This window comes from Arthrobacter sp. BE255 (genome assembly GCF_031457335.1).
In the GTDB taxonomy this organism is placed as follows: Bacteria; Actinomycetota; Actinomycetes; order Actinomycetales; family Micrococcaceae; genus Arthrobacter.
This window is the reverse complement of record NZ_JAVDWK010000013.1, coordinates 71041-93885: the sequence shown is the minus strand read 5'-3', so window position 1 is coordinate 93885 and position 22845 is coordinate 71041. Positions and strand designations below refer to the sequence as shown.

The 22845-nt window shown below is 66.7% G+C and carries 19 protein-coding genes; 12 read left to right on the top strand and 7 right to left on the bottom strand.

Annotated features, from left to right (window positions below; translation table 11 throughout):
* Positions 1–11 precede the first annotated feature (11 nt).
* Together purE and J2X42_RS19350 are read right to left on the bottom strand one after the other, a co-directional pair.
* Positions 12–599, bottom strand: coding sequence for a 5-(carboxyamino)imidazole ribonucleotide mutase (purE, locus tag J2X42_RS19355; RefSeq protein WP_310167512.1), 588 nt, complete (start codon positions 597–599; stop codon positions 12–14).
* Positions 596–1792, bottom strand: coding sequence for a 5-(carboxyamino)imidazole ribonucleotide synthase (locus J2X42_RS19350; RefSeq protein ID WP_310167511.1), 1197 nt, complete (start codon positions 1790–1792; stop codon positions 596–598). Before J2X42_RS19350 ends, purE begins: the two co-directional genes overlap by 4 nt.
* Before the next feature lie 172 nt (positions 1793–1964).
* Here J2X42_RS19350 and J2X42_RS19345 point away from each other — a divergent pair, with 172 nt between their 5' ends.
* A complete protein-coding gene (locus J2X42_RS19345) occupies positions 1965–2537 on the top strand; it encodes a GtrA family protein (RefSeq protein WP_310167510.1) in 573 nt (190 codons plus the stop codon).
* Positions 2538–2580: 43 nt separating this feature from the next.
* Here the strand turns inward: J2X42_RS19345 and J2X42_RS19340 are convergent, their stop codons facing one another.
* Positions 2581–3276 carry a TIGR03089 family protein gene (locus J2X42_RS19340; protein ID WP_310167508.1) on the bottom strand — a complete coding sequence of 232 codons (696 nt, stop codon included), beginning with the start codon at positions 3274–3276 and terminating at the stop codon, positions 2581–2583.
* Positions 3277–3687: 411 nt separating this feature from the next.
* On the opposite strand from J2X42_RS19340, the gene J2X42_RS19335 reads away from it, so the two are divergent.
* Genes J2X42_RS19335 through J2X42_RS19325 form a run of 3 tightly spaced genes read left to right on the top strand, consistent with a single transcriptional unit; the run spans position 3688 to position 9183 of the window.
* The gene (locus J2X42_RS19335; protein ID WP_310167507.1) at positions 3688–4230 is read left to right on the top strand and encodes a WhiB family transcriptional regulator; all 543 of its coding nucleotides are present in this window, start codon (positions 3688–3690) and stop codon (positions 4228–4230) included.
* A gap of 11 nt (positions 4231–4241) precedes the next feature.
* Positions 4242–7589 carry a glycosyltransferase family 2 protein gene (locus J2X42_RS19330; protein ID WP_310167505.1) on the top strand — a complete coding sequence of 1116 codons (3348 nt, stop codon included), beginning with the start codon at positions 4242–4244 and terminating at the stop codon, positions 7587–7589.
* Entirely contained in the window at positions 7582–9183 is a 1602-nt protein-coding gene (locus tag J2X42_RS19325; RefSeq protein WP_310167504.1) for a DUF5719 family protein, read from the top strand. The genes J2X42_RS19330 and J2X42_RS19325 overlap by 8 nt, the downstream gene beginning before the upstream one ends.
* Before the next feature lie 50 nt (positions 9184–9233).
* Here the strand turns inward: J2X42_RS19325 and J2X42_RS19320 are convergent, their stop codons facing one another.
* Complete coding sequence (locus J2X42_RS19320) at positions 9234–9749, bottom strand: metallopeptidase family protein (protein WP_310167502.1); 516 nt, start codon at positions 9747–9749, stop codon at positions 9234–9236.
* A gap of 118 nt (positions 9750–9867) precedes the next feature.
* Here J2X42_RS19320 and J2X42_RS19315 point away from each other — a divergent pair, with 118 nt between their 5' ends.
* The 4 genes from J2X42_RS19315 to J2X42_RS19300 all read left to right on the top strand — a co-directional run bounded on the left by J2X42_RS19315 (position 9868) and on the right by J2X42_RS19300 (position 13438).
* The gene (locus J2X42_RS19315; RefSeq protein WP_131132658.1) at positions 9868–10257 is read left to right on the top strand and encodes a DUF3499 domain-containing protein; all 390 of its coding nucleotides are present in this window, start codon (positions 9868–9870) and stop codon (positions 10255–10257) included.
* Between the two features lie 77 nt (positions 10258–10334).
* The gene (locus J2X42_RS19310; protein ID WP_310167501.1) at positions 10335–10583 is read left to right on the top strand and encodes a hypothetical protein; all 249 of its coding nucleotides are present in this window, start codon (positions 10335–10337) and stop codon (positions 10581–10583) included.
* A gap of 74 nt (positions 10584–10657) precedes the next feature.
* The gene (gene ahcY, locus J2X42_RS19305; RefSeq protein ID WP_310167500.1) at positions 10658–12136 is read left to right on the top strand and encodes an adenosylhomocysteinase; all 1479 of its coding nucleotides are present in this window, start codon (positions 10658–10660) and stop codon (positions 12134–12136) included.
* A gap of 63 nt (positions 12137–12199) precedes the next feature.
* A complete protein-coding gene (locus tag J2X42_RS19300) occupies positions 12200–13438 on the top strand; it encodes an Ig-like domain-containing protein (protein WP_310167499.1) in 1239 nt (412 codons plus the stop codon).
* A 7-nt stretch (positions 13439–13445) separates the two neighbouring features.
* Here J2X42_RS19300 and J2X42_RS19295 read toward each other — a convergent pair whose 3' ends face one another.
* Positions 13446–14243 (bottom strand): RDD family protein, encoded by a 798-nt coding sequence (locus tag J2X42_RS19295; RefSeq protein WP_310167601.1) that lies wholly within the window; start codon positions 14241–14243, stop codon positions 13446–13448.
* A 72-nt stretch (positions 14244–14315) separates the two neighbouring features.
* On the opposite strand from J2X42_RS19295, the gene J2X42_RS19290 reads away from it, so the two are divergent.
* Together J2X42_RS19290 and J2X42_RS19285 are read left to right on the top strand one after the other, a co-directional pair.
* Entirely contained in the window at positions 14316–15308 is a 993-nt protein-coding gene (locus J2X42_RS19290; protein WP_310167498.1) for a stage II sporulation protein M, read from the top strand.
* A gap of 124 nt (positions 15309–15432) precedes the next feature.
* A complete protein-coding gene (locus J2X42_RS19285; protein WP_310167497.1) occupies positions 15433–16488 on the top strand; it encodes a TIGR01906 family membrane protein in 1056 nt (351 codons plus the stop codon).
* A gap of 31 nt (positions 16489–16519) precedes the next feature.
* Here J2X42_RS19285 and J2X42_RS19280 read toward each other — a convergent pair whose 3' ends face one another.
* Both J2X42_RS19280 and J2X42_RS19275 read right to left on the bottom strand, forming a co-directional pair.
* Positions 16520–18349 carry an AMP-dependent synthetase/ligase gene (locus J2X42_RS19280; RefSeq protein WP_310167496.1) on the bottom strand — a complete coding sequence of 610 codons (1830 nt, stop codon included), beginning with the start codon at positions 18347–18349 and terminating at the stop codon, positions 16520–16522.
* Positions 18350–18414: 65 nt separating this feature from the next.
* The gene (locus J2X42_RS19275; RefSeq protein ID WP_310167495.1) at positions 18415–20145 is read right to left on the bottom strand and encodes a phospholipid carrier-dependent glycosyltransferase; all 1731 of its coding nucleotides are present in this window, start codon (positions 20143–20145) and stop codon (positions 18415–18417) included.
* Positions 20146–20191: 46 nt separating this feature from the next.
* On the opposite strand from J2X42_RS19275, the gene rsmI reads away from it, so the two are divergent.
* Both rsmI and J2X42_RS19265 read left to right on the top strand, forming a co-directional pair.
* Complete coding sequence (rsmI, locus tag J2X42_RS19270; protein ID WP_396134115.1) at positions 20192–21097, top strand: 16S rRNA (cytidine(1402)-2'-O)-methyltransferase; 906 nt, start codon at positions 20192–20194, stop codon at positions 21095–21097.
* A gap of 217 nt (positions 21098–21314) precedes the next feature.
* The gene (locus tag J2X42_RS19265; protein WP_310167494.1) at positions 21315–22814 is read left to right on the top strand and encodes an NAD-dependent succinate-semialdehyde dehydrogenase; all 1500 of its coding nucleotides are present in this window, start codon (positions 21315–21317) and stop codon (positions 22812–22814) included.
* Positions 22815–22845 lie beyond the last annotated feature (31 nt).

Sequence of the window (22845 nt, the reverse complement as noted above, 5' to 3'; positions counted from 1 at the left end):
GTTGCGGTGCCTTAGCGGCTGCCCCGGAGGACACCATTGCCGTCAGCGAAGACTTCGCTGACTTTCTGCCTGAGGTTGGCGCCCTTCCGGGTGGCAACCTCATTGAGCTCCTGGGCGAAGTCCAGGAGGTCGGCCCGGAGTGAGGCGGCCAGTTCGTCCGTGCCCGATGCCAGGATGCGGACCGCCAGCAGGCCTGCGTTGCGGGCACCGGCGATCGAAACGGTGGCCACCGGGACGCCGGCCGGCATCTGGACGATGGACAGGAGGGAGTCCATTCCGTCCAGGGTCTTCAGTGGGACCGGGACTCCGATGACAGGCAGGGGCGTCACGCTCGCGAGCATGCCCGGAAGGTGCGCAGCGCCCCCGGCGCCGGCAATGATGACCCGGAGCCCGCGTTCGTGGGCCGTCTGGCCGTAGCGGATCATTTCAGCAGGCATCCGGTGCGCGGACACCACGTCCGCTTCAAAAGGTATGCCGAATTCGGCCAGCGCGTCTGCCGCGGCTTCCATGACCGGCCAATCCGAGTCCGAGCCCATGACCAGGCCGACAATGGGGCTGGTTTCAGTGATGCTGGTGTCTGGTGAAGTTTCAGTGCTCATGAGTTCTCCTCGGAAATCCGTGCTGATTCTTCGGCCGGAACCCGGCCGTCGCGGATGATGCCAGCCACCCTGGAGGCACGCTGCCGGACCGAGTCCACGTCGTCAGTGGAGGCACCCACCAGGTTGACGTGGCCAATCTTTCGTCCGGGCCGCACCGACTTGCCGTAGCAGTGGACCTTCGCTGCCGGCTCGCTGGAGAGGGCGGCCGGATACGCGGAAAAGAGATCCTGGTTGTCTCCGCCCAGGATGTTCTTCATAACAACAACCGGCCCGAGGACGTCAGTGGCGCCCAGCGGGAGGTTCAGCACGGCCCGGAGGTGCTGTTCAAACTGGCTGGTGACAGAGCCGTCCTGGGTCCAATGGCCTGTGTTGTGCGGCCGCATGGCCAGCTCGTTGATGAGGAATCCCGCACCGCTTCCCGGTGTTTCGAAAAGTTCCACGGCCATTACCCCCGTCACGCCGAGTTCGCCGGCGATCCGCAGGGCTGCGTCTTCAGCTGCCGCCGCTACGTCCACTGCGATATCCAGGGCGGGCGCGATGACTTCGTCTGCGACACCGTCCACCTGAATCGTGTGGGCAACGGGCCAGGCCCGTGACTCGCCGTCAGGGGTGCGTGCCACCAGGGCCGACAGTTCCCGGCTGAAGTCCACCTTGGCTTCGGCGAGGAGAGGGCTCATGGCTTCGAACCAGGGTGCGGCCTCTGCGGCGTCGTCGGCGGAGTCGACAATCCGCACACCCTTGCCGTCATAGCCGCCGCGGGGCATTTTGAGGACCACCGGCCAGCCGATCCGGTCGCCGAAGCTGACCAGGGCCGCCACATCCTGGACCGCGGCCCAGGCAGGGTTCGGAAGCTCCAGCCTTTCGATGGCTGCCCGCATCACCAGTTTGTCCTGCGCATTGACCAGGGCATCCGGACCCGGCTGGACGTTCACGCCCGCAGCCAGAAGCTCCCGGAGGTGGTCCGTGGGCACGTGTTCATGGTCGAACGTCATGACATCGAGGCCCTGCGCGAAGTCCAGGAGCGTCTGGAGATCCCGGTAGTCGCCCACGGGCGAGGTGGCAACGGCCGATACGGCGGAGACGTCCTCCGCCTCGGCCAGGACTCGGAGTTCAAAGCCTAGGGCGGTGGCGGCTGGGGCCATCATGCGCGCTAGCTGGCCGCCGCCAACCACGCCGATTACTGGAAAAGTCACAAGTGCCAGCCTACAGAAAAGCGCGCCGGATCCCGGCTTTCCGGCGCCACGGAGGCCGAATTTAGGGTAATTCGGCCCTCAGTTTCCCAGGGGCGGAGGCAGCTCGGGTGATTTCAGCGCTAAAATGGGCCTTTGGCCGTGTGGCCCAAAGTTCTGACGGCCATGGAGGGTCATGTATAACGCACTCGCAGATCGTATCCGGGGGCTAGCCTCGCTTTTTTGGCGTGAGGTAGCCAAATTCGGAGCTGTCGGCGGTGTTGCCTTCGTCATTGATAACGGACTGACGTATTACCTCATGCACGGCCCGATGACCGACAGCGAAGCCAAAGCGCGCTTCGTCGGCGCGAGCATCGCGACGATTTTCTCCTGGATCGCCAACCGGATGTGGACGTTCCGGCACAGGCGGCAGGCCAACGTTCTCCGCGAGTTCCTGATGTTCATACTCATCAACGGCATTGGGATTGGGATCTCCACAGGATTCACTGCCCTGGCCAAGTACTCGTTCAACGTGACTGACAAGAACATGCTGTTCGCCGCCGGAGTTGTGGGGATTTTGGTAGCAACGGTGGTCCGCTTCTTCGCCTACCGCTTCCTTGTGTTCAATGAAGAACTGGACCAGGAGCCGGAGTTCTCCCACGACCACGAGCTCATCGAGCTGCACCACCACGAGAAGGCCGCTGCCGCCGCTGCCCAGCGTGGGGAACAACTGGACAAGGACCCCTCGGAAACCCCCCGGCAGCCCTAGCCTCCGGGGTTCCGGCTCTCACGGACAGCGCCGGTCCGAGTCCCTACTTGCCGTGGATGCGTTCTGCGGCCAGGAGCTTGTCGGTCAGCTCAACATCCGGGTGTGCAAGCAGCACGGATCCGCCGCTGCTCCAGGCTCCAAGTGAGTTCGACAACGCCGCTTCGAGGCCGTCGGCGGCCGCAACCAGCAGGCGTACGCCGTCTTCGTGCGGGGCGGCGAATCCCGTGAGCAGACCCTCGTGGAGGTGCTGCTGGCCGTCGTGGGCGCGGATGGCGCACACCGAGGCCGAGGGATCGGTGTGGGCCATAAAAACGTCACCGTGGGAACGGACTTCGGAAGCGTAATCGATGGACCCGGCGGGCAGCTCACCCGGCCAGCGCATGGCGAGGGCGGGGAGGGCAACGGCGATAACGGCGTCGTGCCTGCCTGATGAGTCGGGCCGGTCCGTCACGAGGTAGTCTGCATCACCGCCGTCCAGGACTGTCTCCATCCCGAGTTGCCAGGCTGCCAGCGCCCAGATAACCGACTTCCAGTGCGCCGGAAGGGCAAGGCCCAGTCGCATCCCGGGTTCGGCGTCGAGTTCGTCCTGCAGCAGGTTGCTCGTCTTGGCAACCCAGTTGTCCAGCACCCGCCCCGATAGCTCCACGCGCTCGGAATCCGGCCCGTACCAGGTCAGCCGTGGTGAGGTGGAGTGGCCGGAGCGCAGAGTTGTCATCAGATCGATCGCCGGGATGCTCATGGCTACATCTTGCCACGGGCGCCGGGACCCGTCACCGGAAATTCGGGCCTCGGGCCGGTCCGAAACCGGCGACTTACATCCGCGAATTAGCTGTGATCTTACTCACAGTATTTTCTCATTTCGCTTGCGTTATTCGGCTCCAGGCTGTATTTTCCCCCCGGATTCCTTGGGATCCGGGGGAATGCGCGCTCCGTTGGGTTCCAGCCCTCCTGCCCGGCAGGCGTGTCGGCGAAAATTGCCGGGCGTGGCGTGCGCGTATTTGGCCGCAGGAGTTGATTATTATCCCTCCACGGCTTGACTCGCCTGTAGTTACACACGTGTAATTAGATATCGAACGCCATTGCGCAAATACCGGCACACAACCGAGTGTCCAAGTATCCAGGCAGGGGCAGCAACATCAGGAGGGTCGCCGTGGGGCAAGCAGAGCGTATCCATGAAGATGCAGTCGTCGCCGGTCAGGCAACGGCTAAGTACCGTTCACGAGGTGTGCCGAGCGATTGGTACGTGGATCCTGCGGATCCCGACGCCGCTGAACGCTACAACCGCAACACCAAAGAGTCTTTCGAGGATCAGGCCACTGCTTTCCTCGCAGCCCATGAAGCCCTGCTGGACGGGGGACAGGACCAGGACGATGACGACCTGGATCCACCCATGGAGCTGCAGACGCCCAACGGAACCACCTCGCAGCCGGTGTGGATCGGGCTGCCTTTCCAGCAGGACTTCGATGACGAAGGCGAACTGGGCTGGCAGACTGACGCGCTCTGCGCCCAGACTGATCCGGAAGCATTCTTCCCTGAAAAGGGCGGATCCACCCGCGACGCCAAGAAGGTCTGCGGTGCGTGCAACGTGCGGTCCCAATGCCTTGAATATGCGCTGGCTAATGACGAACGGTTTGGCATTTGGGGAGGCCTTTCCGAGCGTGAGCGCCGGCGGCTAAGGAAGCGAGCAATCTAATTCTTCAGGAAGTGCACGTCACTGCCGTTGTGGTGTCCCACAACGGCAGTGCCTATCTCCCCAGAACCCTGGCTGCCCTCGCGGACCAGACCCGGCCTGTCGACTCGGTCATCGGTGTGGACACAGGCTCCAAGGATGACTCCGAAACCCTGCTGGCGCGGGCTCTCGGCGGAGCCAACGTCATCACGTACCCGCACGCCAGGTCCGGTATGGGCGGCGCCGTGCGTGCCGGTCTTGAGGCCCTGTCACCCTGGACCGGGCAACCTGAACATTCCGGCCGGGAGTGGATCTGGCTGCTTCACGACGACGCGGCGCCCGCCCCCGAAGCGCTGGCCGAACTGCTGGGCGCAGTGGAGCGTGCACCCTCGGTCACGGTGGCCGGCTGTAAGCAACTGGACTGGCACGCCGAACGCAGGCTGATCGACGTCGGTCTTTCCACCAGCAGGTGGGCCGAGCGCCTCACGCTGATCGACGCCGACGAACTGGACCAGGGCCAGTACGACGGCCGCAGCGACACCTTCGCCGTGAATTCTGCCGGAATGCTCGTCCGCCGGGACGTCTGGGAACAGCTGCAGGGGTTTGACCCGGCGCTGCCCGGCAGCGGCGACGACATCGACTTCTGCTGGCGGAACCGCCTCGCCGGACACCGCGTCGTGGTTGTGCCCACCGCACGGATGTTCCATGTGGCGCACAGGCCGCATGCCCTCGGGAATGCGTCTGCGGCAAGGAAAGCACAGGTTCATCTGCGGCTCAAGCACTCGCCGCTGTGGAAAGTGCCGCTGCACGCGGTCGGCGCGCTCCTGGGGAGCATCTTCAAACTTGTCCTCAGCATCGCGGTGAAGGATCCCGGGCACGGCTTTGCCCAATTCGCGGCCACCCTGGCGGCGCTGGGAAGGCCGGGGGCGGTGGCGAAGGCGCGTCGAACGGCCGCCCGGACGCGACGGATCCGCCGGTCAGTCGTCAGTAAGCTGCAGACCTCCCGCCGCGAGGTCTGGAGCCACCGCCGTTCCCTCATGGAAGCGCTGGGATCCGACGCCTCGCCGTCAGAAGGCCTGGAAAAGGATCCACTCGCCAACCAGCCCAGCGGTGACTCCGCCGATGACTTCGCGGCACTGACCAGCAGCGAGCGCGCCTGGGTGGGTAACGGCGCTCTGGCAGCAGTACTCATCGCCGCTGCAGCATCACTGACTGCACTGACCGGTCTTTTCCGTGCCGAGGCTGCCTCCGGCGGCGCCCTCATCCCCGTTTCATCGACGCTTGGCGAAATCTGGCACCACGCGTCCAGTTGGTGGATCAGCCTGGGCGCCGGGCTGCCCGGCAAGGGGGATCCGTTCGGCTATGTGCTGTGGATCGTGGGCGTCCTGGGTGGGGGAGATGCAAACAGCGCCATGGCCTGGCTGCTCCTGCTGGCAGCCCCGCTGTCCGGCCTGACGGCGTGGTTCGCGTCAGGAGCCCTGACGCTGCGGCGCCGGTTCCGCTTCATCGCCGCCCTTTTCTGGGCCGCCGCTCCTGCACTGCAGGTCGCCCTGAACCAGGGCCGTATTGGCGCCCTGATCGCCCACCTGATGATTCCGCTGGTGGTCCTGGCGCTGCTCCGCGCCACCGGCACGGCCCTTGGCCAGGGGCGCTTCCTGCTGCCCACGCCCGGCGACAGGCGGTTCACCGAAAGGCCGCCGGAGAAACCAGGAATCAACGGCATGCCATCCTGGACTGCTGCAGCGGCCGCTGGCCTGGCCCTTGCGGTGGCGACTGCATCCGCGCCTTCGCTGCTTGGCCCCGCCGCCGTCGTCATCATTCTCTGCGGCCTGTTGCCCGGCCGGCGCGGCCGCACCGTGTGGTGGGCCCTCCTTCCCAGCGCCGCGCTGTTCATCCCCTTCGCTTTGTCCGTGCTGGACAGGCCCCGTGCCCTGCTGGCTGATCCCGGCGTGCCGCTCGGCTTTGTGGGCGCACCCCTGTGGCAGCAAATACTCGGGCAGCCCATCCGGTTCACGCCCGACGGCGGACTGTCCGGGCTTCCGTTCTTCAGCGGCGATGTGCCGTGGGCCCTGCTGCTCGCCCTGCTGGTAGCCGTGCCCGTGCTGGTCCTCGCCGTCCTGGCCCTCCTGCTGCCCGGCAAGCGGAGCCGCGCGGCCCGCGCCCTCTGGATGGCGGCACTCGTTGTCCTCGCCGCCGGCTGGCTGGCCAGCCACGTTGCCACAGGTGTCAACGCGGACACCGTGGTGACCCCTTTCACCGGTCCTTCGGTCTCGGCCGCCGGCTTCGCCCTGCTGGGGGCTGCACTGATCGGCGCCGAGCGGCTCCTCGACGCTGCAGACAAGGCCTCAGCGGCACGAGGCCCCCGGAAAATTGTGGTGCGGTCTGCCGTCGCCCTGGCCACGGTCGTCCTGCTGGCCGGCCCCATGGCCGGAATGGCGGCCTGGTCCGGGCAGAACCTGCTCCGGTCAACCACCGCGGCGGGCCTGCCTGCCGGTACAGCGGGCGACCCGCTGGGAGCGCCCCGGCTCGTGGAGGCCGGCGATCCCAGGACCCTCCCCGCCACCGCCATCGACCGGGGAACAGGCCCGGAGCAAACACGAACGCTCCTGATCAGCACCTCGGACGACGGCACCTTCAACGCCGCCCTGATGCGCGGTGCCGGCACCACCCTGGACAGCCTGTCCGCCATCGCGTCCGCCCGGAACATCCTCGGCGCGCCCGGCACCGAAACAGTCCGCGACGACGACACCGTCACCGCAGCCCTCCGCAGCGTGGTCGCAACCATCGTCGCCGGACAGGGCGTGGACCCCCGCCCTGAACTGGAACAGCTCGGCGCAGGCTTCGTGGTCCTGCGTTCCGCCGACACCGCAGCGCAGCTCACCGCCAGCAGGATGGACGCTGTGCCGGGACTCATCGCCGTCGGACAGACGGACGTCGGCTGGCTCTGGCGGATCACACCCCTGAACCAGCCCGTTCTGCAGCCCGCGGACGTTGCCCACCGAGCCCGGATCATCGACGGCGACGGCGCCACCGTCGCGCTGCTGCCCTCGGGTTTCGACGACGTCGACACGTCAGTTCCGGAGGGAACGGACGGACGGCTCGTGGTGCTTGCAGAACGCTCCGATCCCGGCTGGAGCGCCTGGTTCGATGGCCGGAAGCTCACCTCCACCACGTCCGGCTGGGCGCAGGCTTTCACTTTGCCGCCTTCGGCAGGGCAGCTCACCATCCGCTACGAGAATCCCTGGGCCGTGTGGTCCGGCATCCTGCAGATCACGGTCATCGGGCTCACCGTCATGCTCGCGGTCCCCATGCCGGCCCGCCGCCCCAACGCCGGGCTGTCCCGGGACGAGGGCTCCTTGCGTAAGGAACACCAGAATGCATAAGGACACTTCCCCGCAGCGGGGAAAGTCGGCCCGCAGGGGACTCTTCACCGGGCTGGCCTCGGCTGCGGCAATTGTTGCCGCTGCCGGGGGACTGGTAGCCGCCGCCTCGCTGGCTCCGCAACCCGCCGGCAGCCGGGCCCTCCCTGCGGCGTTGGCCGCTGTGCCTGCAGGTTCCAGCGTCGGAGTCTGTCCGGGTCCGGCCCGGCTGCTGGAAGGCACCGAAGCCGGCACCGATCCCCAGTTCAGCCCGGAATCCGCAACCGCCCGCAGCACCGTCTCCGGCGCAGTCATCAGTGCACCCGGCGGAGTCATGCCCGCCAGCCGGCTTTCGGCGCTTGGCGGGGCCACCGCCGTCGAGATCGGCAGCGGAGGCGCGCAGGCCAGCGGGGCAGCCGGTCCGCAGGAGCTCAAGGCCGGCGTCATCGAACAACAGGCCGTGGACGCCGCGAGCGTCCTAAGCGCCGATGCCCGTGAGGGCCAGCAGGCGTCGGCGGCCGCCCTCATGAAGTACTCGGCCACCGACGGCGACCTCCAGGGGTCCGCAGCGGCCAACTGCCAGCAGCCCTCCAACGACGTGTGGCTCGCCGGAGCCAGCACCACGTTGGGGCGCACCTCGGTCCTGACCCTCAGCAACGCCTCAACCACACCCGCCACGGTCAGCCTGGAACTCTACGGCTCCAAAGGCCAGATCCAGGCCCCCGGGAGCCGCGGCCTCCTGGTGGCACCGGGCACTACCAGGTCCATCGTCCTGGCAGGGCTCGCGCCGGGCGAAGCCCAGTTGAGCGTGCACGTCCGGAGCGCCGGTGGCCCCGTCGCCGCGGCGATCCAGCAGAGTGTCCTGCGCGGGCTGACGCCTGGCGGCGTCGATTTTATTTCCCCGGGGGCCGCCCCCGCCGCGCGGCAGGTCATGACAGGGATCGACATCCAGGACGGCGGCTCCATCGCCTCGCTCACCGGCCAAAAGGGCTATGCGGATGCGGGCCCTGCCCTGCAGCTCACCGTGCCGGGGCAGTCTGACGCAGTGGTGGAGATCAAACTGTTTGGCCGCGACGGCCAGAAAGCATTGCCGAACGGGGGAGTGGTGACCGCCAAAGCCGGCTCAGTAACGGAGGTGTCGCTGGCAGGCGTGCCGGCAGGACACTACACAGTGGCCGCCACTTCCGATGTGTCGTTTGTGGCTGCGGCACGGGTTACGCGCGGGCTCAAGGAGGGCCAGGCTTCCGATGTCGCGTGGGCGCCGGCCGGAGTCAGGCTGGGCAGCCAGCACGTAGTGCCAGTGCCCCAGGGCGGCGGACGCATCCTTGTTTTCGGAGCTTTGGAGGACCGGGCCTCCATTTCGTACTCCGCCATTACGGCCGACGGCAAGATCCAGGCTGCTTCGACTGCCGACATCGCCGGGGGAACCACCACGTCCATCGACGTTCCGGAGAAGGCCGGGGAATCCGTGGTAGTGGGATATGTCGTGTCTGCCTCGGGTGACGCCGCCTACGGCGCACTGCTGCTGCAGCAGGACGGGCGGGACGACATTTCGTCGATTGCGCTCATGCCCGCCGCCTCAGGCCAGGAACAGGTTCCGGTCAAGCTCGGATACTGACGGCCCGGCAACTGCAGGCAGCCGGGCGGCCAGTACTCCAGCGGAGGTACTCAGTACCGTCGACGGTAGACGGGGTCCAGGGTTTCCGGTGCCACCCCAAGCATCTCGGCAGTGTGTTCCACAACGACGTCGTGGACCAGGTCCTGGAGCTCCTCGCGGCTGGCGCAGCCCTGTTCCACAACGCGGCGGTACAGGGTGATGACCGGCCCTTCACCGGGTGTCGCAGGCGTGTAGGAACCCATCGGGGCCGCCCCCGCCTCAGCAACAAGCTGTTCGAGCTGCGGAGGTATTTCGTCGACCGCAAACCGGACACCGTCCAGGGTCTTACCCCAGATATCGTGGAGCCGCTGCGCGGAGTCGAGAACCATGTCGTCAAAGCGGTCGGACCGTGTCCGGTACGCGGGATGGGTGGGGAGCATCAACTCGCCGCGAAGCCCGCGCCCGTGCCTGTTCCGCCGACGCATCGCGAAACTCCTGCCCGTGGAGCCCGAGCCGGTGTCCTCACTGCGGACACCCGGGTCAGCCAACCGGACCGTAAAAGCTGAATCATGGTTCGATGACTGCATACATTGACTCTAAACCCGGGAGCCCGTTTGCGCGACACAATCGCACCGGGCCCGCCATGGCGCGGCGTGCGGGCGCAATGCGGCGAACCTGCCGTGACAGCGAGTAGTCTGGGATGTCGTGGGAGCTATCCGTCAATGTTCAAGGTCAGGCTGCCGCCAGTCGGCGGTGGCTACTCTGACGTACGTATACGCCGACTCCACCGCCGTCCTCGGACCCCTGGCCACCTACGCCGAACCGCATTGTTACGATTTGTGCGAGCAGCATGCCGGCTCACTGACAGTGCCGCGCGGCTGGGAAGTCCTCCGGCTGGCCATGCCGTCAACTCCCCACCAGCCGGGTCCGGACGACCTCCTGGCACTCGCCAATGCCGTCCGTGAAGCCGCGGCCCTGCCGCCGCAGGCCCCTGCTTCGCAGGGGCAGCGCGCAACCCACTCCGCGCTCGAAGCTCCGGCAGGCACTGAAGGCGCCCGCCGTGGCCATCTCCGCGTGCTGCGTGAACCGTCCTGACACCCATCTGGCGGTAGGCTGGAGGCTGCTAATCAGTCAGCCACCGGGGCCAGCGGGCCCCTCAGGGAGCATCAACCATGCCAAAGATCAGTCCTGAACTGTTGTCAGTCCTGCGCTGCCCCGTCACCGGATCGAAGCTGGTCCAGGAAGGCGACGAACTCGTCTCGACGGCGGCAGGGGACTCCGGCGAAAAGCTCCGCTACGCGATCGAGGACGGCATTCCGCTGCTCCTGCCGCCGGAACTGCTGCAGGCCGCCAACGCCGCCAGCTCGGACCAGCACGATTCACTGCCCGGGCCGGCCGGCACCGCTGCCGGCACTGCTTAAGACTCCCACCACCCGCACCACCCACCGCAGACGCACAGACGCCGTCGCCCCATCGGACAGAGCAAAGGATCCCCATGACTTTCGATTACAAGGTTGCCGACATCTCGCTGGCAGAGGCCGGCCGCCACCAGATCCGCCTGGCGGAACACGAAATGCCAGGCCTCATGTCCCTCCGCGCGGAATTTGGCCCCACCCAGCCGCTTAAGGGTGCCCGGATCGCCGGTTCCCTCCACATGACCGTCCAGACTGCCGTGCTGATCGAGACGCTCACCGCCCTCGGAGCGGAAGTCCGCTGGGCTTCGTGCAACATCTTCTCCACGCAGGACGAAGCAGCTGCCGCCGTCGTGGTGGGCAACGGAACTGTTGAGGACCCGCAGGGCGTTCCCGTGTTCGCGTGGAAGGGTGAGACGCTCGAAGAATACTGGTGGACAGCCCAGCAGATCCTGACCTGGCCCGGAGCCGACACCAACCCGGACCTCGGTCCGAACATGATCCTGGACGACGGCGGCGACGCCACCATGCTGGTCCACAAGGGTGTTGAGTTCGAGGCCGTCGGCGCCGTTCCGGCCCCGGCCGCGGACGAGTCCGAAGAAGGCATCGTGTTCCTGGACGTACTGCGGGCATCCCTGCAGGAGGACCCGCAGAAGTGGAGCCGCATCGGTGCCCGCCTTCGCGGCGTCACCGAGGAGACCACCACCGGCGTGCACCGCCTCTACCAGCTGGCTGAACAGGGCAAACTGCTGTTCCCGGCAATCAACGTCAACGACTCCGTCACCAAGAGCAAGTTCGACAACAAGTACGGCATCCGCCACTCGCTGCCCGACGGCATCAACCGCGCCACCGACGTCCTCATGGGCGGAAAGGTCGCCGTCGTCTGTGGTTATGGCGACGTCGGCAAGGGCGCCGCCGAGGCGTTCCGCGGCCAGGGCTCCCGGGTCATCGTCACCGAGATCGACCCCATCTGCGCGCTCCAAGCAGCCATGGACGGCTACCAGGTGGCGAAGCTGGAGTCCGTGCTGGGCGAGGGCCACATCTTCATCACCACCACGGGCAACAAGGATGTCATCCTGGCCGAGCACATGGCCGGCATGCGTGACAAGGCCATCGTGGGCAACATCGGCCACTTTGACAACGAGATCGACATGGCCGGGCTGGCCCGGATCCCCGGCATCAGGAAAGTGGAGATCAAGCCGCAGGTCCACGAGTGGGTCTTCGACGCCGGGACCGCGGAAGAGCGCTCCATCATCGTCCTTTCCGAGGGGCGGCTCCTGAACCTTGGCAATGCCACCGGCCACCCGTCCTTCGTCATGAGCAACTCGTTCGCCAACCAGACGATCGCGCAAATCGAACTGTGGACCAAGCGTGACCAGCCTGAAGGCGAACGGGAATACGTCAACGAGGTATACGTCCTGCCCAAGATCCTGGACGAAAAGGTTGCCCGCCTGCACCTCGCGGCCCTCGACGTCGAGCTGACCGAACTGTCCAAGGAACAGGCTGACTACCTGGACCTCGACGTGGCCGGCCCGTACAAGCCGGAGCACTATCGTTACTGAGGCGTGACGCCCCGGGCGCCGGGTGCGCCCGGGGTTGTTACCTCCAGCCCTTAAGATCGGTATATGGAGCCTGACGAGACGCCACGCCGCCCCGGAACCGCCAAGAAGATTTTCCTGGTGGCGATGGTGTGCGTCCTGGCGGCTGCCGGCGGAGCATTCGCCGCAGTAGCACCGGGCCTGGCAAATGCTGCGCTGGAATCCGAGGCAGGCTCCGCGTCACGTTCCGCTCCCGGCATCGCGTCGCCGGTGGTTGCTCCGGTCACCCTGGACGTGGCGCCGGCCGACGGCGCCAAGCAGGTTAACCCTGCAGCGCCTGTCTCCGTAAAAGTAGGCAACGGGCGGATCGAAAGCGTCACGCTCACCAGCACGGCCGGCGACACCGTGCCGGGAACATTCGCCAATGACGGCAGCAGCTGGACCGCGGCCGAACCCCTCAAGTTCAACACCGAGTACAGCTACACGTACGTCGTCACGGACGGCGCCGGCCGGGAAACCAGCACAACGCGGGCGTTCAACACGGTTTCCAGCACCCACGAAGCGGATGCTGCGATCTACCCGCTGGATGGCATGAAGGTTGGCGTGGGGCAACCACTGCAGGTCATCTTCAGCGAACCCGTGGTGAACCGGGCCGAAGTGGAAAAGGCCATTAAGATCACTTCCAGCGCCGGCCAGACCGGTGCCTTCCACTGGTTCAGCGACACCATGGTCCGCTACCGGCCGGAGGCCTTCTGGGCGGCCAACTCCACGGTCACCATGGACATGCAGCTTTTCGGCGTTGACCTCGGAAACGGCCAGATCGCCAATTTCAACAAAAAAGTCAACGTCAACTTCGGCGATAAAAAGGTGGCCATCGCCGACGCCGCCGCGCACACGTTCACACTCAGCGTCAACGACCAGGTGGTCAAGACGCTCCCGGTAAGCATGGGGGACCAGCGCTTCCCTTCAGCCCGCGGCTATGCCGTACTGATGGAAAAGAACCGGTACGACCACTTCAGGGCGGCCAGCATCGGCCTTAAACCCGGCGACCCCGCCTACTACGGCGAAGTGGATGTGGAGTACGCCATCCGCCTGACGCTGAGCGGCGCCTACATCCACCAGGCGCTGGAGTCCGCCTTCCCCTACATCGGCAACACCAACGTCTCCCACGGCTGCATCGGTTTCGCCCCCGACGGCGCGGCCTGGGTCTTCAACAACATGACCACCGGCGACGTAGTGCAGATCATTAACACCGAAGGGGACTACGCCGCGCGCGAGGACGGCTACGGTGACTGGAACATTCCGTGGGCGGAATACGACAACTGACCAGCCGTTACGCGAACGGAAGCCGTCCGAGCCGCTCGCCCACCACCGCATTACGACGGCGGGCCTCGCGGAGGCGGGCGAGCTCCCTGTTGCGCCGTTCAGCGACCACCGCGGCCAGGTACTCGTCGGGGCCCGTGCCGGGCGGCGGCGGGGGCGCCACATGCCTGGCCAGCTCCGTGGCAATCGTTGCAGCCATGCCGGCACGGGACAGCGGTGACATCCTGCCTGCCTGGCGGACGAACTGGGACGCCTGGCGTGCCGTCGCGTCCGGTATGCGGCCGATGTCTGCTGTCTCCGCCCAGGCGCGCAGCCGGGGCGGCATAAACACCGGGGCCGCGGCTTCAACAGGCACCCGGCTGCGCAGGGCGTAGGTTCCCGCCATCGTGTCCCCGAGCCGCTTCGACCTGTCGTTGAAGAGGGCCACGGCAATGGCCAGTCCGCCGAGCGTGAGGTAGATCTCCAGGAACCCGGTAAGACCGCGGATCAGGGCGTGCCGGAACCGGATGGCGCCACCGTCATCGCGCACGACGCGCAGCCCCGCGGCCAGCTTTCCCAGCGACAGACCGCGGCTGAGGGTTTCCACCGCCACCGGGACAACCACAAAGCAGAACACGACGCTGGAGAGCATCAGCGCCCGCGCCGCCGCCTCGTCGAGTTCGGCGCCGGCCGCGGCCACACCGATGAGCATCAGCACCAGCAGGACAACGTTGACCATCACGTCCAGCAACAGCCCCAGAGCACGGGCCGCGAAGGACGCTGGCCGCAGTTCAAGGACAACGGCCTCGCCCGTGATGATTGAGCCCAAAACAGTGTTCCATTCCACGCGAGTGATCCTGCGGACGCTCACAGTCTAATGGCGTGACGCTAGGCTGGTGCCGTGGATATGGATGCCTTCTCCGCCGTCAACGGGGACACCTGGTCGAGGCTGCACAAACTTGCCTTCAAACGGCGGCTCAGCGGGGCCGAGGCGGACGAATTGCTGCGCCTGTACCAGCTGACCTCCTCGCACCTCTCCCACATCCGGTCCATCGCCCCGGAAAGCGGACTCTCGGCATCCCTCTCGGCAACCCTTGCCCAGTCGAGGACGCGGTTCACCGGGGCGCGTTCGAACTTCACTGCCGACCTTGCCCGCTTCTTTGTGGTGGCGCTCCCGGCCGCGCTGTACCGGCTGCGGTGGCTCACAGTGGCCTGCGGGGCGGCCTTCATCCTGATCGGCGCCGCATACGCGCTCTGGATCGGAACGTCCCCCGACGCACTCCGTGCGGTCGCCTCCGAGGCCGACGTCAGGCAGTACGTTGAAGAGGACTTTATTGGCTACTACTCCGAAAACCCGGCAGCATCGTTCGCCGGCGCGGTGTGGACCAACAACGCCTGGATCAGCGCCCAGGCCGTAGCGCTGGGCATCACCGGGTTCTGGGTGCCGATGATCCTGTTCAGTAACGCCCAGGGTGTGGGCATCGCCGCCGGAATCTTCGCCGCGTCCGGCAAAACCGACGTGTTTTACAGCTACATCCTGCCGCACGGGCTGATGGAACTGACAGCGGTGTTCATCGCATGCGCCGCAGGCCTGCGGATCTTCTGGGCCATGGTGTCACCGGGCCCCCGCACCCGGGGCCGGGCCGTCGCCGAGGAAGGACGGTCCCTGATCACCGTGGCGCTGGGGCTGGTGCTGGTGCTGTTCGTTTCCGGCCTGGTGGAAGGATTCGTGACCCCCAGCCCGTTGCCGGTGTGGGCCAAGATCGCCGTCGGGTCTGCCGTTCTGGCCGCGTACTGGCTGTATGTCCTGGTTTGGGGCCGGCGCGCCCACCTCGCCGGGGCGCGGGGCGACCTGGGGTCCGAGGATGCCGGGTACAGCGAAATTGCAGCCTGAATCGGCGGCCGCCCGGGGTGGCTCCTCGCCGTGCCGGAGGACCGGACGGTAGGCTCGTCCCAGAGATACTTGTGCCGCCCGGACCAGAGCCGGCGGCACGGACCCCAACGGAAGTGACGCTGCTGTGAATGACAATTCTCCGACCCCTGCCAAACGCATGGAGCCGCAGCCCGATCCCCTCCTGGACTCATCGGCGGATTCGGATGAACCGGCCTTTTCCTGGATGAGTGACTCAACGTCCGGCGGTACGGACAGCAAAGGCGCCCCGAAAAACGTGGACGCCGGATCCGAGGGTGTCCAGCAGGCCGAAAGCCGGGCAGACCGCAAGGCTGCGGAGGCCGCCGTCGAACCGGCCGCCGAGCCAAACGCCCAGCCGTTCAGTGAACCGCTTCCCACCTCTGCCCTCCAGGTCCGTCCGCCAGAGGAGGAAGTGGAGCGGCGCAACGCCCAGCGCGAGAGTGCTGCCAACGCCAAGCCGCTGGCACCCCGCGTGATGCAGGTGCTCCTCGCCGTCTTTTACCCCGTCATCCTCCTGGTCCTGGCAGTCCGGGCCGTCACCAGCCCCCTGTTCCTATGGACCGAGTACAACCGTCCTGGCTTTCCGGGCGACGGCTACGGGTTCAGCACGGACGACAGAATGACCTACGGCTCCTACGCCGTCGACTACCTCAGCAACTGGTCCGGACCGCGCTACCTGGGGGAGCTGGTCAACCGGAGCGGGGACAAGCTCTTCAAGGACGGCGAGGTCAGCCACATGGCGGACGTCAAGCTCGTGATCCTCTCCACTTTCGGTGCCGGGGCCCTGCTGGTCCTTTTCAGCATCATCGCCATCGCTTACCTCCGCCGCCGAAGCACCGGTGGCGTGCGCCGTGGCCTCTTCGCGGGGTCCATCCTGACCCTCGTGATCATCCTTGGCCTCGGTGCGCTGGCCGTGCTGGGCTGGCAGCAGTTCTTCACGGAGTTCCACCGGATCTTCTTCGCCAGCGGCTCGTGGACGTTTGCCCTGGAGGACACCCTGATCAGGCTGTTTCCGGGGCAGTTCTGGATTGACGCCGGCATCGTGATCGGCGGACTGGTGCTCCTCACGGCGCTGGTGACCCTGATCCTGACCTGGCCCACCCGCCGGCGCCGCGGCATAACCGTGGATGAGCCAGCCCCGGCACCCGCGGAAGCCACGTAAGCCCGGAAGACTCTGTCCCGGCCCGGGCGGTTCAGCCGTAGAGCCCGGTGATCTCCGCGTCGAAGTCACGCACGACGGCGGCCCGCTTGAGTTTGAGGGAGGGCGTCAGATGCCCGGAATCGAGTGTGAACTCGGCGTCGAGCACCGCGAAGCTTCGGATGGATTCGGCCTTGGAGACCAGTCCGTTGGCCTGGTCCACGGCTTCCTGGATGGCAGCCCGCACACCGGCATGGGCCGTGGCCTCACGCGGGGACAGTGCCGGCAGCTTGTGCTGTGCACACCAGTTTTCCAGGCCTTCGGCGTCCAGGCTGACCAGGGCAGCGACGAACGGCTTTCCCTCTCCCACCACAACGGCATGGGCCACGAGTTGGTGGGCGCGGATCCTTTCCTCGAGAGGACCGGGAACAACGTTCTTGCCGCCTGCCGTGACCAGCACATCCTTCTTTCGTCCCGTGATGGTGAGGAAGCCGTCAGGGTCGAGCTCGCCCAGGTCCCCGGTGCGGAAGAAGCCATCGACAAAGGCTTCGGCGTTGGCGGCCTCGTTGGCGTGGTAGCCCTTGAAAACGCCGATTCCCTTGACCAGGATTTCGCCGTCCGCGGCCACGCGGATCGTGGTGCCGGGAATGGGTACGCCGACGGTGCCTACGCGGGTCCGGGTGGGGGTGTTGGCTGTGCAGGGAGCGGTGGTCTCTGTCAGGCCGTATCCCTCCAGGACCGGGATCCCGGCACCGCGGAAGAAGTGCGCGTCGTCCACGCCAAGAGGACTGGCTCCTGAGACCGTGTAGCGTACCTGCCCGCCCAGCGTCTGGCGCAACTTTGAGTACACGAGCCGGTCGAAAAGGGCATGACGCGTTCGGGACAGGAAACCGGGCCCCTTGCCCTCCCCGCGCGCAGCGGCGTCCTGCTCCCGGGAAAAACGGATCGCAGCAGCCGACGCGGCACCGAAGATGCCCGACTTGCCGGCCAACGCGGCTTTGTGCGCGGCCCCGGCACGAAGCTTTTCGAAGATGCGCGGCACCACCAGCAGGAACGTCGGCTTGAAGGTGCCCAGGTCCTCCACCAGCTGTGCTGCGCCGCCCGTGTGGCCGAACGTGGCCCCGGCGCTCAGGCAGACCACCTGGACAGCGCGGGCCAGCACATGCGCCAGCGGGAGGAACATCAGCGTGCGGGCGTTCTCCTGCAGCAGGATATCCGGAAGGAAGGCCACGATGTTCCTGGCCACCAAAGCGAAGTTCCCGTGGGTGATTTCGCACCCTTTCGGGTTGCCGGTGGTGCCGGAGGTATACACGAGGGACGCAACGTCTTCGAGCGCCGCCGCGGAGCGGTGCCGTTCAAGCTCCGCGTCCGTAACCCCCATGCCGGCAGCGGCGAGGCTGGCAAGATCCGGGGCTACGCCGTCGTAATCCATTCTCACCACGTTCACCAGGCGGTCCTTGAGGAGTTCGGACGACGCCAGGACCTTGGCCACCAGATCCACTTTTCCGCGGTCCTCCGCAAACACCCTCAGGGCTCCGGAGTCATGCAGGATCCACTCAACCTGGCTGGCGGACGAGGTTTCGTAGATCGGCACGGTGACCCCGCCCGCGAACCAGATGGCGAAGTCCACCAGCGTCCACTCGTAGCGGGTGGCGGACATGACCGCCACGGTGTTGCCGGGCTCCAGCCCGCCGGCGATCAGACCCTTCGCCAGCGCGCTGACGTCCTGGACGAACTTCCGCGCAGTGACGTCCGTCCAGCCGTTCGGCCCCTTGCGGGCATACAGCGCATGCGCAGGGTTGGCCGCCTGCTGCTCCAGGAGGAGGTCCGTCACGTTGCTGGCAGGATCAAGCTCCACCAGCAGTTCCGTGCTTGCTTCTCTCACAGGCGGTCTCCGTTCGGCTGCCACACCGCAGCGCGGCTGAAATCGGGGTCTTCTGCAATCCTGCCCTAGATCCAGGACGGCATCCACATTCGGTAGCGCCACTGCTGGTAGGGAATGACTTCGGCTGCCCACACAGGGTAGAAGAAGGCGGACAGCAGCACCACCCCAACCACAAAGAGTGCCACCAGGTACAGGCCGGAGCGCCGGCGCCACGGCGGATCGGTGTCCCGTCCCAGGACCAGGCCCAGGCAGTAGACCAGCGCCAGCACGAGGAAAGGCTCAAAGGACACGGCGTAGAAGTAGAACATGGTCCGTTCCGGATACATGAACCAGGGGAGATACCCGGCACCGACCGCGGCCAGGACGGCGCCGGCGCGCCAGTCGCGGCGTCCGGCCCACCAGAACAGAAGCACGGCCAGCGAGATGGTGGCACCCCACCAGATGAGGGGGTTTCCGACGGAAAGGATGGCCGAGGCGCAGTTCGACACAGTGCATCCCTGCGTCCCCTGCTGCGGGGATTCGTAGAAGAACGATGTGGGCCGGCCCATCACAAGCCAGCTCCAGGCGCTCGCCTCGTAGGGGTGTTCGGAGCCCAGTCCCTGATGGAACTTGTACGCCTCCAGATGGTAGTGGGCCAAGGACCTGACCGCGTCCGGAAGCCAGCCCCAGTCGGCCGAGGGATTGGACTGGGCCCAGCGCCGGAAGTAGGCGTCGTTGGAACGGAACCAGCCGGTCCAGGTGGCGGCATACACCAGGGCCGCCACGGGAACCATGCTGAGGAAGGCCGGGAGGCCGTCCTTGATCATGCCCCCGGTGATCCAGCCGCGGATTCCCGCGACGCGACGGGCGGAGAGATCCCACAGGACGGACAACAGCCCGAATCCGGCCAGGAAGAACAATCCGGACCACTTGGTCCCCACTGCAAGGCCCAGGCACACCCCGGCGGCGATCCGCCACCAGCGGATTCCCAGCCACGGGCCCGCCAGCAGTTGCCCTGCGGACGGCCGGCCGTGCCTGCCGGCAGCGGCTTGCCTGCCGAGCCGGGCAGCCAGCCTGCGGCGGCCGTCGTCGCGGTCCATCAGCAGGGCCCCAAAAGCAGCCAGGATCCAGAACATCAGGAAAATATCCAGCAGCGATGTCCGTGACATCACCAGGTGGTGGCCGTCAACTGCCAGCAGCAGTCCTGCCGCCGCCGACAAGGGCAGCGAACGGAACAGCTTTTGCGCGATGAGGGCAAGCAACAGGATGGATACAGTGCCGGTCAGGGCCGCGGCGAAGCGCCAGCCGAAGGGGTTGTCGGCGCCGAAAAGCCACATCCCGCCAGCGATCATCCACTTGCCCACTGGAGGGTGGACCACGTACTCGGGAGTGTCCAGGAGAATGTTGGGGTTCCCGGCGTTGAACGAATCGTTTGCCTTGTCCGGCCAGCTCCGCTCATAGCCGCTGACCAGGAAGGAATAGGCGTCCTTGACGTAGTACGTTTCATCAAAGACCAGGCTGTGCGGGGACTCCAGGCGGACGAAGCGGAGGATGCCGCCGATGACCGCCGTCAGCACCGGAACCAGCCAGAACCACAGCCGGAGCGACGGCGGGTAGTCCCGCCAGCTGCGGACGCTTCCGATCAGCCGTTCCTGGAGGGCTTCTGCGGAAAATGCGACGGCGGGCCGGACGACCCAGGGCTTGCCGGCGGGAGCCTGTGCCCGTGCGGCGCGTTCCGGGGAGCCTTGGGTCGGGCCTGCCGGGTGGGCCTGGCCGGACCCGACGGGCCGTGTGGGGGTCTGCGTCACGTGCCCCATGCTACCTTTTGCAGCTTGAGCCGCCTGCCAGCAGTAGGCTGGTGGCGTGGACCCTAACCCCGAAACCCTGCCCGACTCCAGCCTGCCTGACGCCATCGGCCCCAACGCGGGCAGCACCGGGCCAGGGCGGATCGTGCTGGCCGCAACGCCGATCGGCAACGCCGGCGATGCCTCTGCCCGGCTCATTGAGCTGCTGGCCACCGCAGACATCGTCGCGGCGGAAGACACCCGCCGGCTCCACCGCCTGGTCCAGAACCTCGGCGTCACGGTGGCGGGCCGCGTGATCAGCTACCACGAGCACAACGAGGCGGCGAAAACCGCAGAACTCCTCGACGCGGTCCGGGCGGGCAAAACCATGGTCATGGTGACCGACGCCGGGATGCCTTCGGTTTCGGATCCGGGTTTCCGCCTGGTTGAGGGAGCCGTTGCCGCCGGGCTCACCGTTACGGCCGCCCCGGGGCCCTCGGCCGTGCTGACGGCCCTGGCCCTCTCCGGCCTGCCCACGGACAGGTTCTGCTTTGAAGGCTTCCTTCCGCGGAAAGCGGGGGAACGGGCATCGAGGCTGGCCGACCTTGCAGGTGAGCGCCGGACCATGGTGTTCTTTGAAGCTCCGCACCGGCTGGAAGCCATGCTGCGGGCTTTGCGTGAGCGGTTTGGCTCCGACCGCAGGATCGCCGTCTGCCGCGAACTGACGAAGACCTATGAAGAGGTCATCCGGGGGACGGTTGGCGAGCTGCTGCTCTGGGCTGAAGCGAACGAGGTCCGGGGCGAGATCGCGGTTGTCCTCGGAGGGGCTCCCGACCAGGCGCCGGGGACACCCGAAGACCACGTTGCGGCCGTCAATGCGCTGGTGGCACAGGGAATCCGGCTTAAGGACGCCGTGGCTGCTGTGGCCGAGGACGTCCGGGTCAGCAAGCGGGAGCTGTACTCGGCCGTGTTGGCGGCGCGCTGATCCATCCTGTGGGCCATCCGGATTCGGGCATGAATGAACGGAATCATGCCGAATTCGTGCTGTGCACCTGCACAGCACGAAGTTGATTCTGTAGTGCGTCCAGGCGTAGACCCTCCGGCGGGGGCAGCAGTAGTCTGACAGTTAATCAGCCACAAAGGCAGGCCGCTCCGGCCGCCGGTGCGCGGCTGGAAACAACCCTACTGACGAGGGAGTCATCGTGACTGTCACTGCACAGCCAGCTGTTACCGCCGAGCGCGAAAGCGAGCTGCTGGCCTCCGTTCCCACCGGCCTGCTCATCAATGGTGAGTGGCGGCCGGCCGCTTCCGGTAAGACGTTCGACGTCGAGGATCCCGCCACGGGCAAGGTGCTGCTGAGCATTGCCGACGCCGGGGCCGAGGACGGCAAGGCGGCCCTGGACGCTGCCGCCGCGGCGCAGGAATCCTGGGCGAAGGTCCCGCCGCGTGAACGCGGGGAAATCCTGCGCCGTGCCTTCGAGCTCGTCACCGAACGGGCCGAGGACTTCGCGCTGCTGATGACCATGGAAATGGGCAAGCCGCTGGCCGAAGCCCGCGGCGAAGTCACCTACGGGGCTGAATTCCTGCGCTGGTTCTCCGAGGAAGCGGTCCGCGCGTTCGGCCGCTACTCGGTCTCCCCGGACGGTAAGTCCCGCCTGCTGGTCACCAAGAAGCCCGTGGGTCCCTGCCTGCTGATCACGCCGTGGAACTTCCCGCTGGCGATGGCCACGCGCAAGATCGCCCCGGCTGTCGCCGCCGGCTGCACCATGGTGCTCAAGTCCGCGAACCTGACGCCGCTGACCTCGCAGCTGTTCGCGGCCGTGATGCAGGAAGCGGGCCTGCCTGCCGGTGTCCTGAACGTCATCCCCACCTCGACGGCCGGCGCCACGACGGGCCCGCTGATCAAGGACACCCGGCTGCGGAAGCTTTCCTTCACCGGCTCCACCGAGGTGGGCCGCCGCCTGCTCTCCGACGCCTCCGAAACCGTCCTGCGGACCTCCATGGAACTCGGCGGCAACGCCCCGTTCGTGGTGTTCGAGGACGCCGACCTCGATGCCGCCGTCGCCGGGGCCATGCTCGCGAAGCTGCGGAACATGGGCGAGGCCTGCACCGCCGCGAACCGGTTCATCGTGCACGAGTCCGTCGCTGACGAGTTCGCGGAGAAGTTCGCCGCGAAAATGGCGGAGATGACCACCGCCCGCGGCACCGAGCCCCACTCCAAAGTCGGTCCGCTGATCGATGCCAAGAGCCGGGACAAGGTCCACGAACTCGTCTCCGACGCCGTGGCCTCCGGCGCCCGGGCGGTCCTGGGCGGCGCCCCGGCAGAGGGGCCGGGCTACTTCTACCAGCCCACCATCCTCACCGGCGTCACCGAGGGAACCCGGATCCTGTCCGAGGAAATCTTCGGCCCCGTCGCCCCGATCATCACGTTCGGCACCGAAGAGGAAGCCATCCGGCTGGCGAACAACACCGAATACGGCCTGGTCGCCTACGTTTTCACGAAGGACCTGAACCGCGGCATCCGGATGGGCGAACGCCTCGAGACCGGCATGCTCGGCCTGAACGCCGGCGTGATCTCCAACGCGGCGGCACCCTTCGGCGGCGTCAAGCAGTCCGGCCTCGGACGCGAAGGCGGACTGGAAGGCATCGAGGAATACCTCTACACGCAGTACATCGGCATCGCGGACCCTTACGCCGGCTGACCCGCAAAGGTGATCCGCGGACGGGCCGGGG

Bases quoted from the DNA above. Each gene is read 5' to 3' on its own strand.
- purE (WP_310167512.1), bottom strand. From the start codon at position 599: ATGAGCACTGAAACTTCACCAGACACCAGCATCACTGAAACCAGCCCC.
- J2X42_RS19345 (WP_310167510.1), top strand. From the start codon at position 1,965: ATGTATAACGCACTCGCAGATCGTATCCGGGGGCTAGCCTCGCTTTTT.
- J2X42_RS19340 (WP_310167508.1), bottom strand. From the start codon at position 3,276: ATGAGCATCCCGGCGATCGATCTGATGACAACTCTGCGCTCCGGCCAC.
- J2X42_RS19325 (WP_310167504.1), top strand. From the start codon at position 7,582: ATGCATAAGGACACTTCCCCGCAGCGGGGAAAGTCGGCCCGCAGGGGA.
- J2X42_RS19320 (WP_310167502.1), bottom strand. From the start codon at position 9,749: ATGCAGTCATCGAACCATGATTCAGCTTTTACGGTCCGGTTGGCTGAC.
- J2X42_RS19310 (WP_310167501.1), top strand. From the start codon at position 10,335: ATGCCAAAGATCAGTCCTGAACTGTTGTCAGTCCTGCGCTGCCCCGTC.
- ahcY (WP_310167500.1), top strand. From the start codon at position 10,658: ATGACTTTCGATTACAAGGTTGCCGACATCTCGCTGGCAGAGGCCGGC.
- J2X42_RS19300 (WP_310167499.1), top strand. From the start codon at position 12,200: ATGGAGCCTGACGAGACGCCACGCCGCCCCGGAACCGCCAAGAAGATT.
- J2X42_RS19275 (WP_310167495.1), bottom strand. From the start codon at position 20,145: ATGGGGCACGTGACGCAGACCCCCACACGGCCCGTCGGGTCCGGCCAG.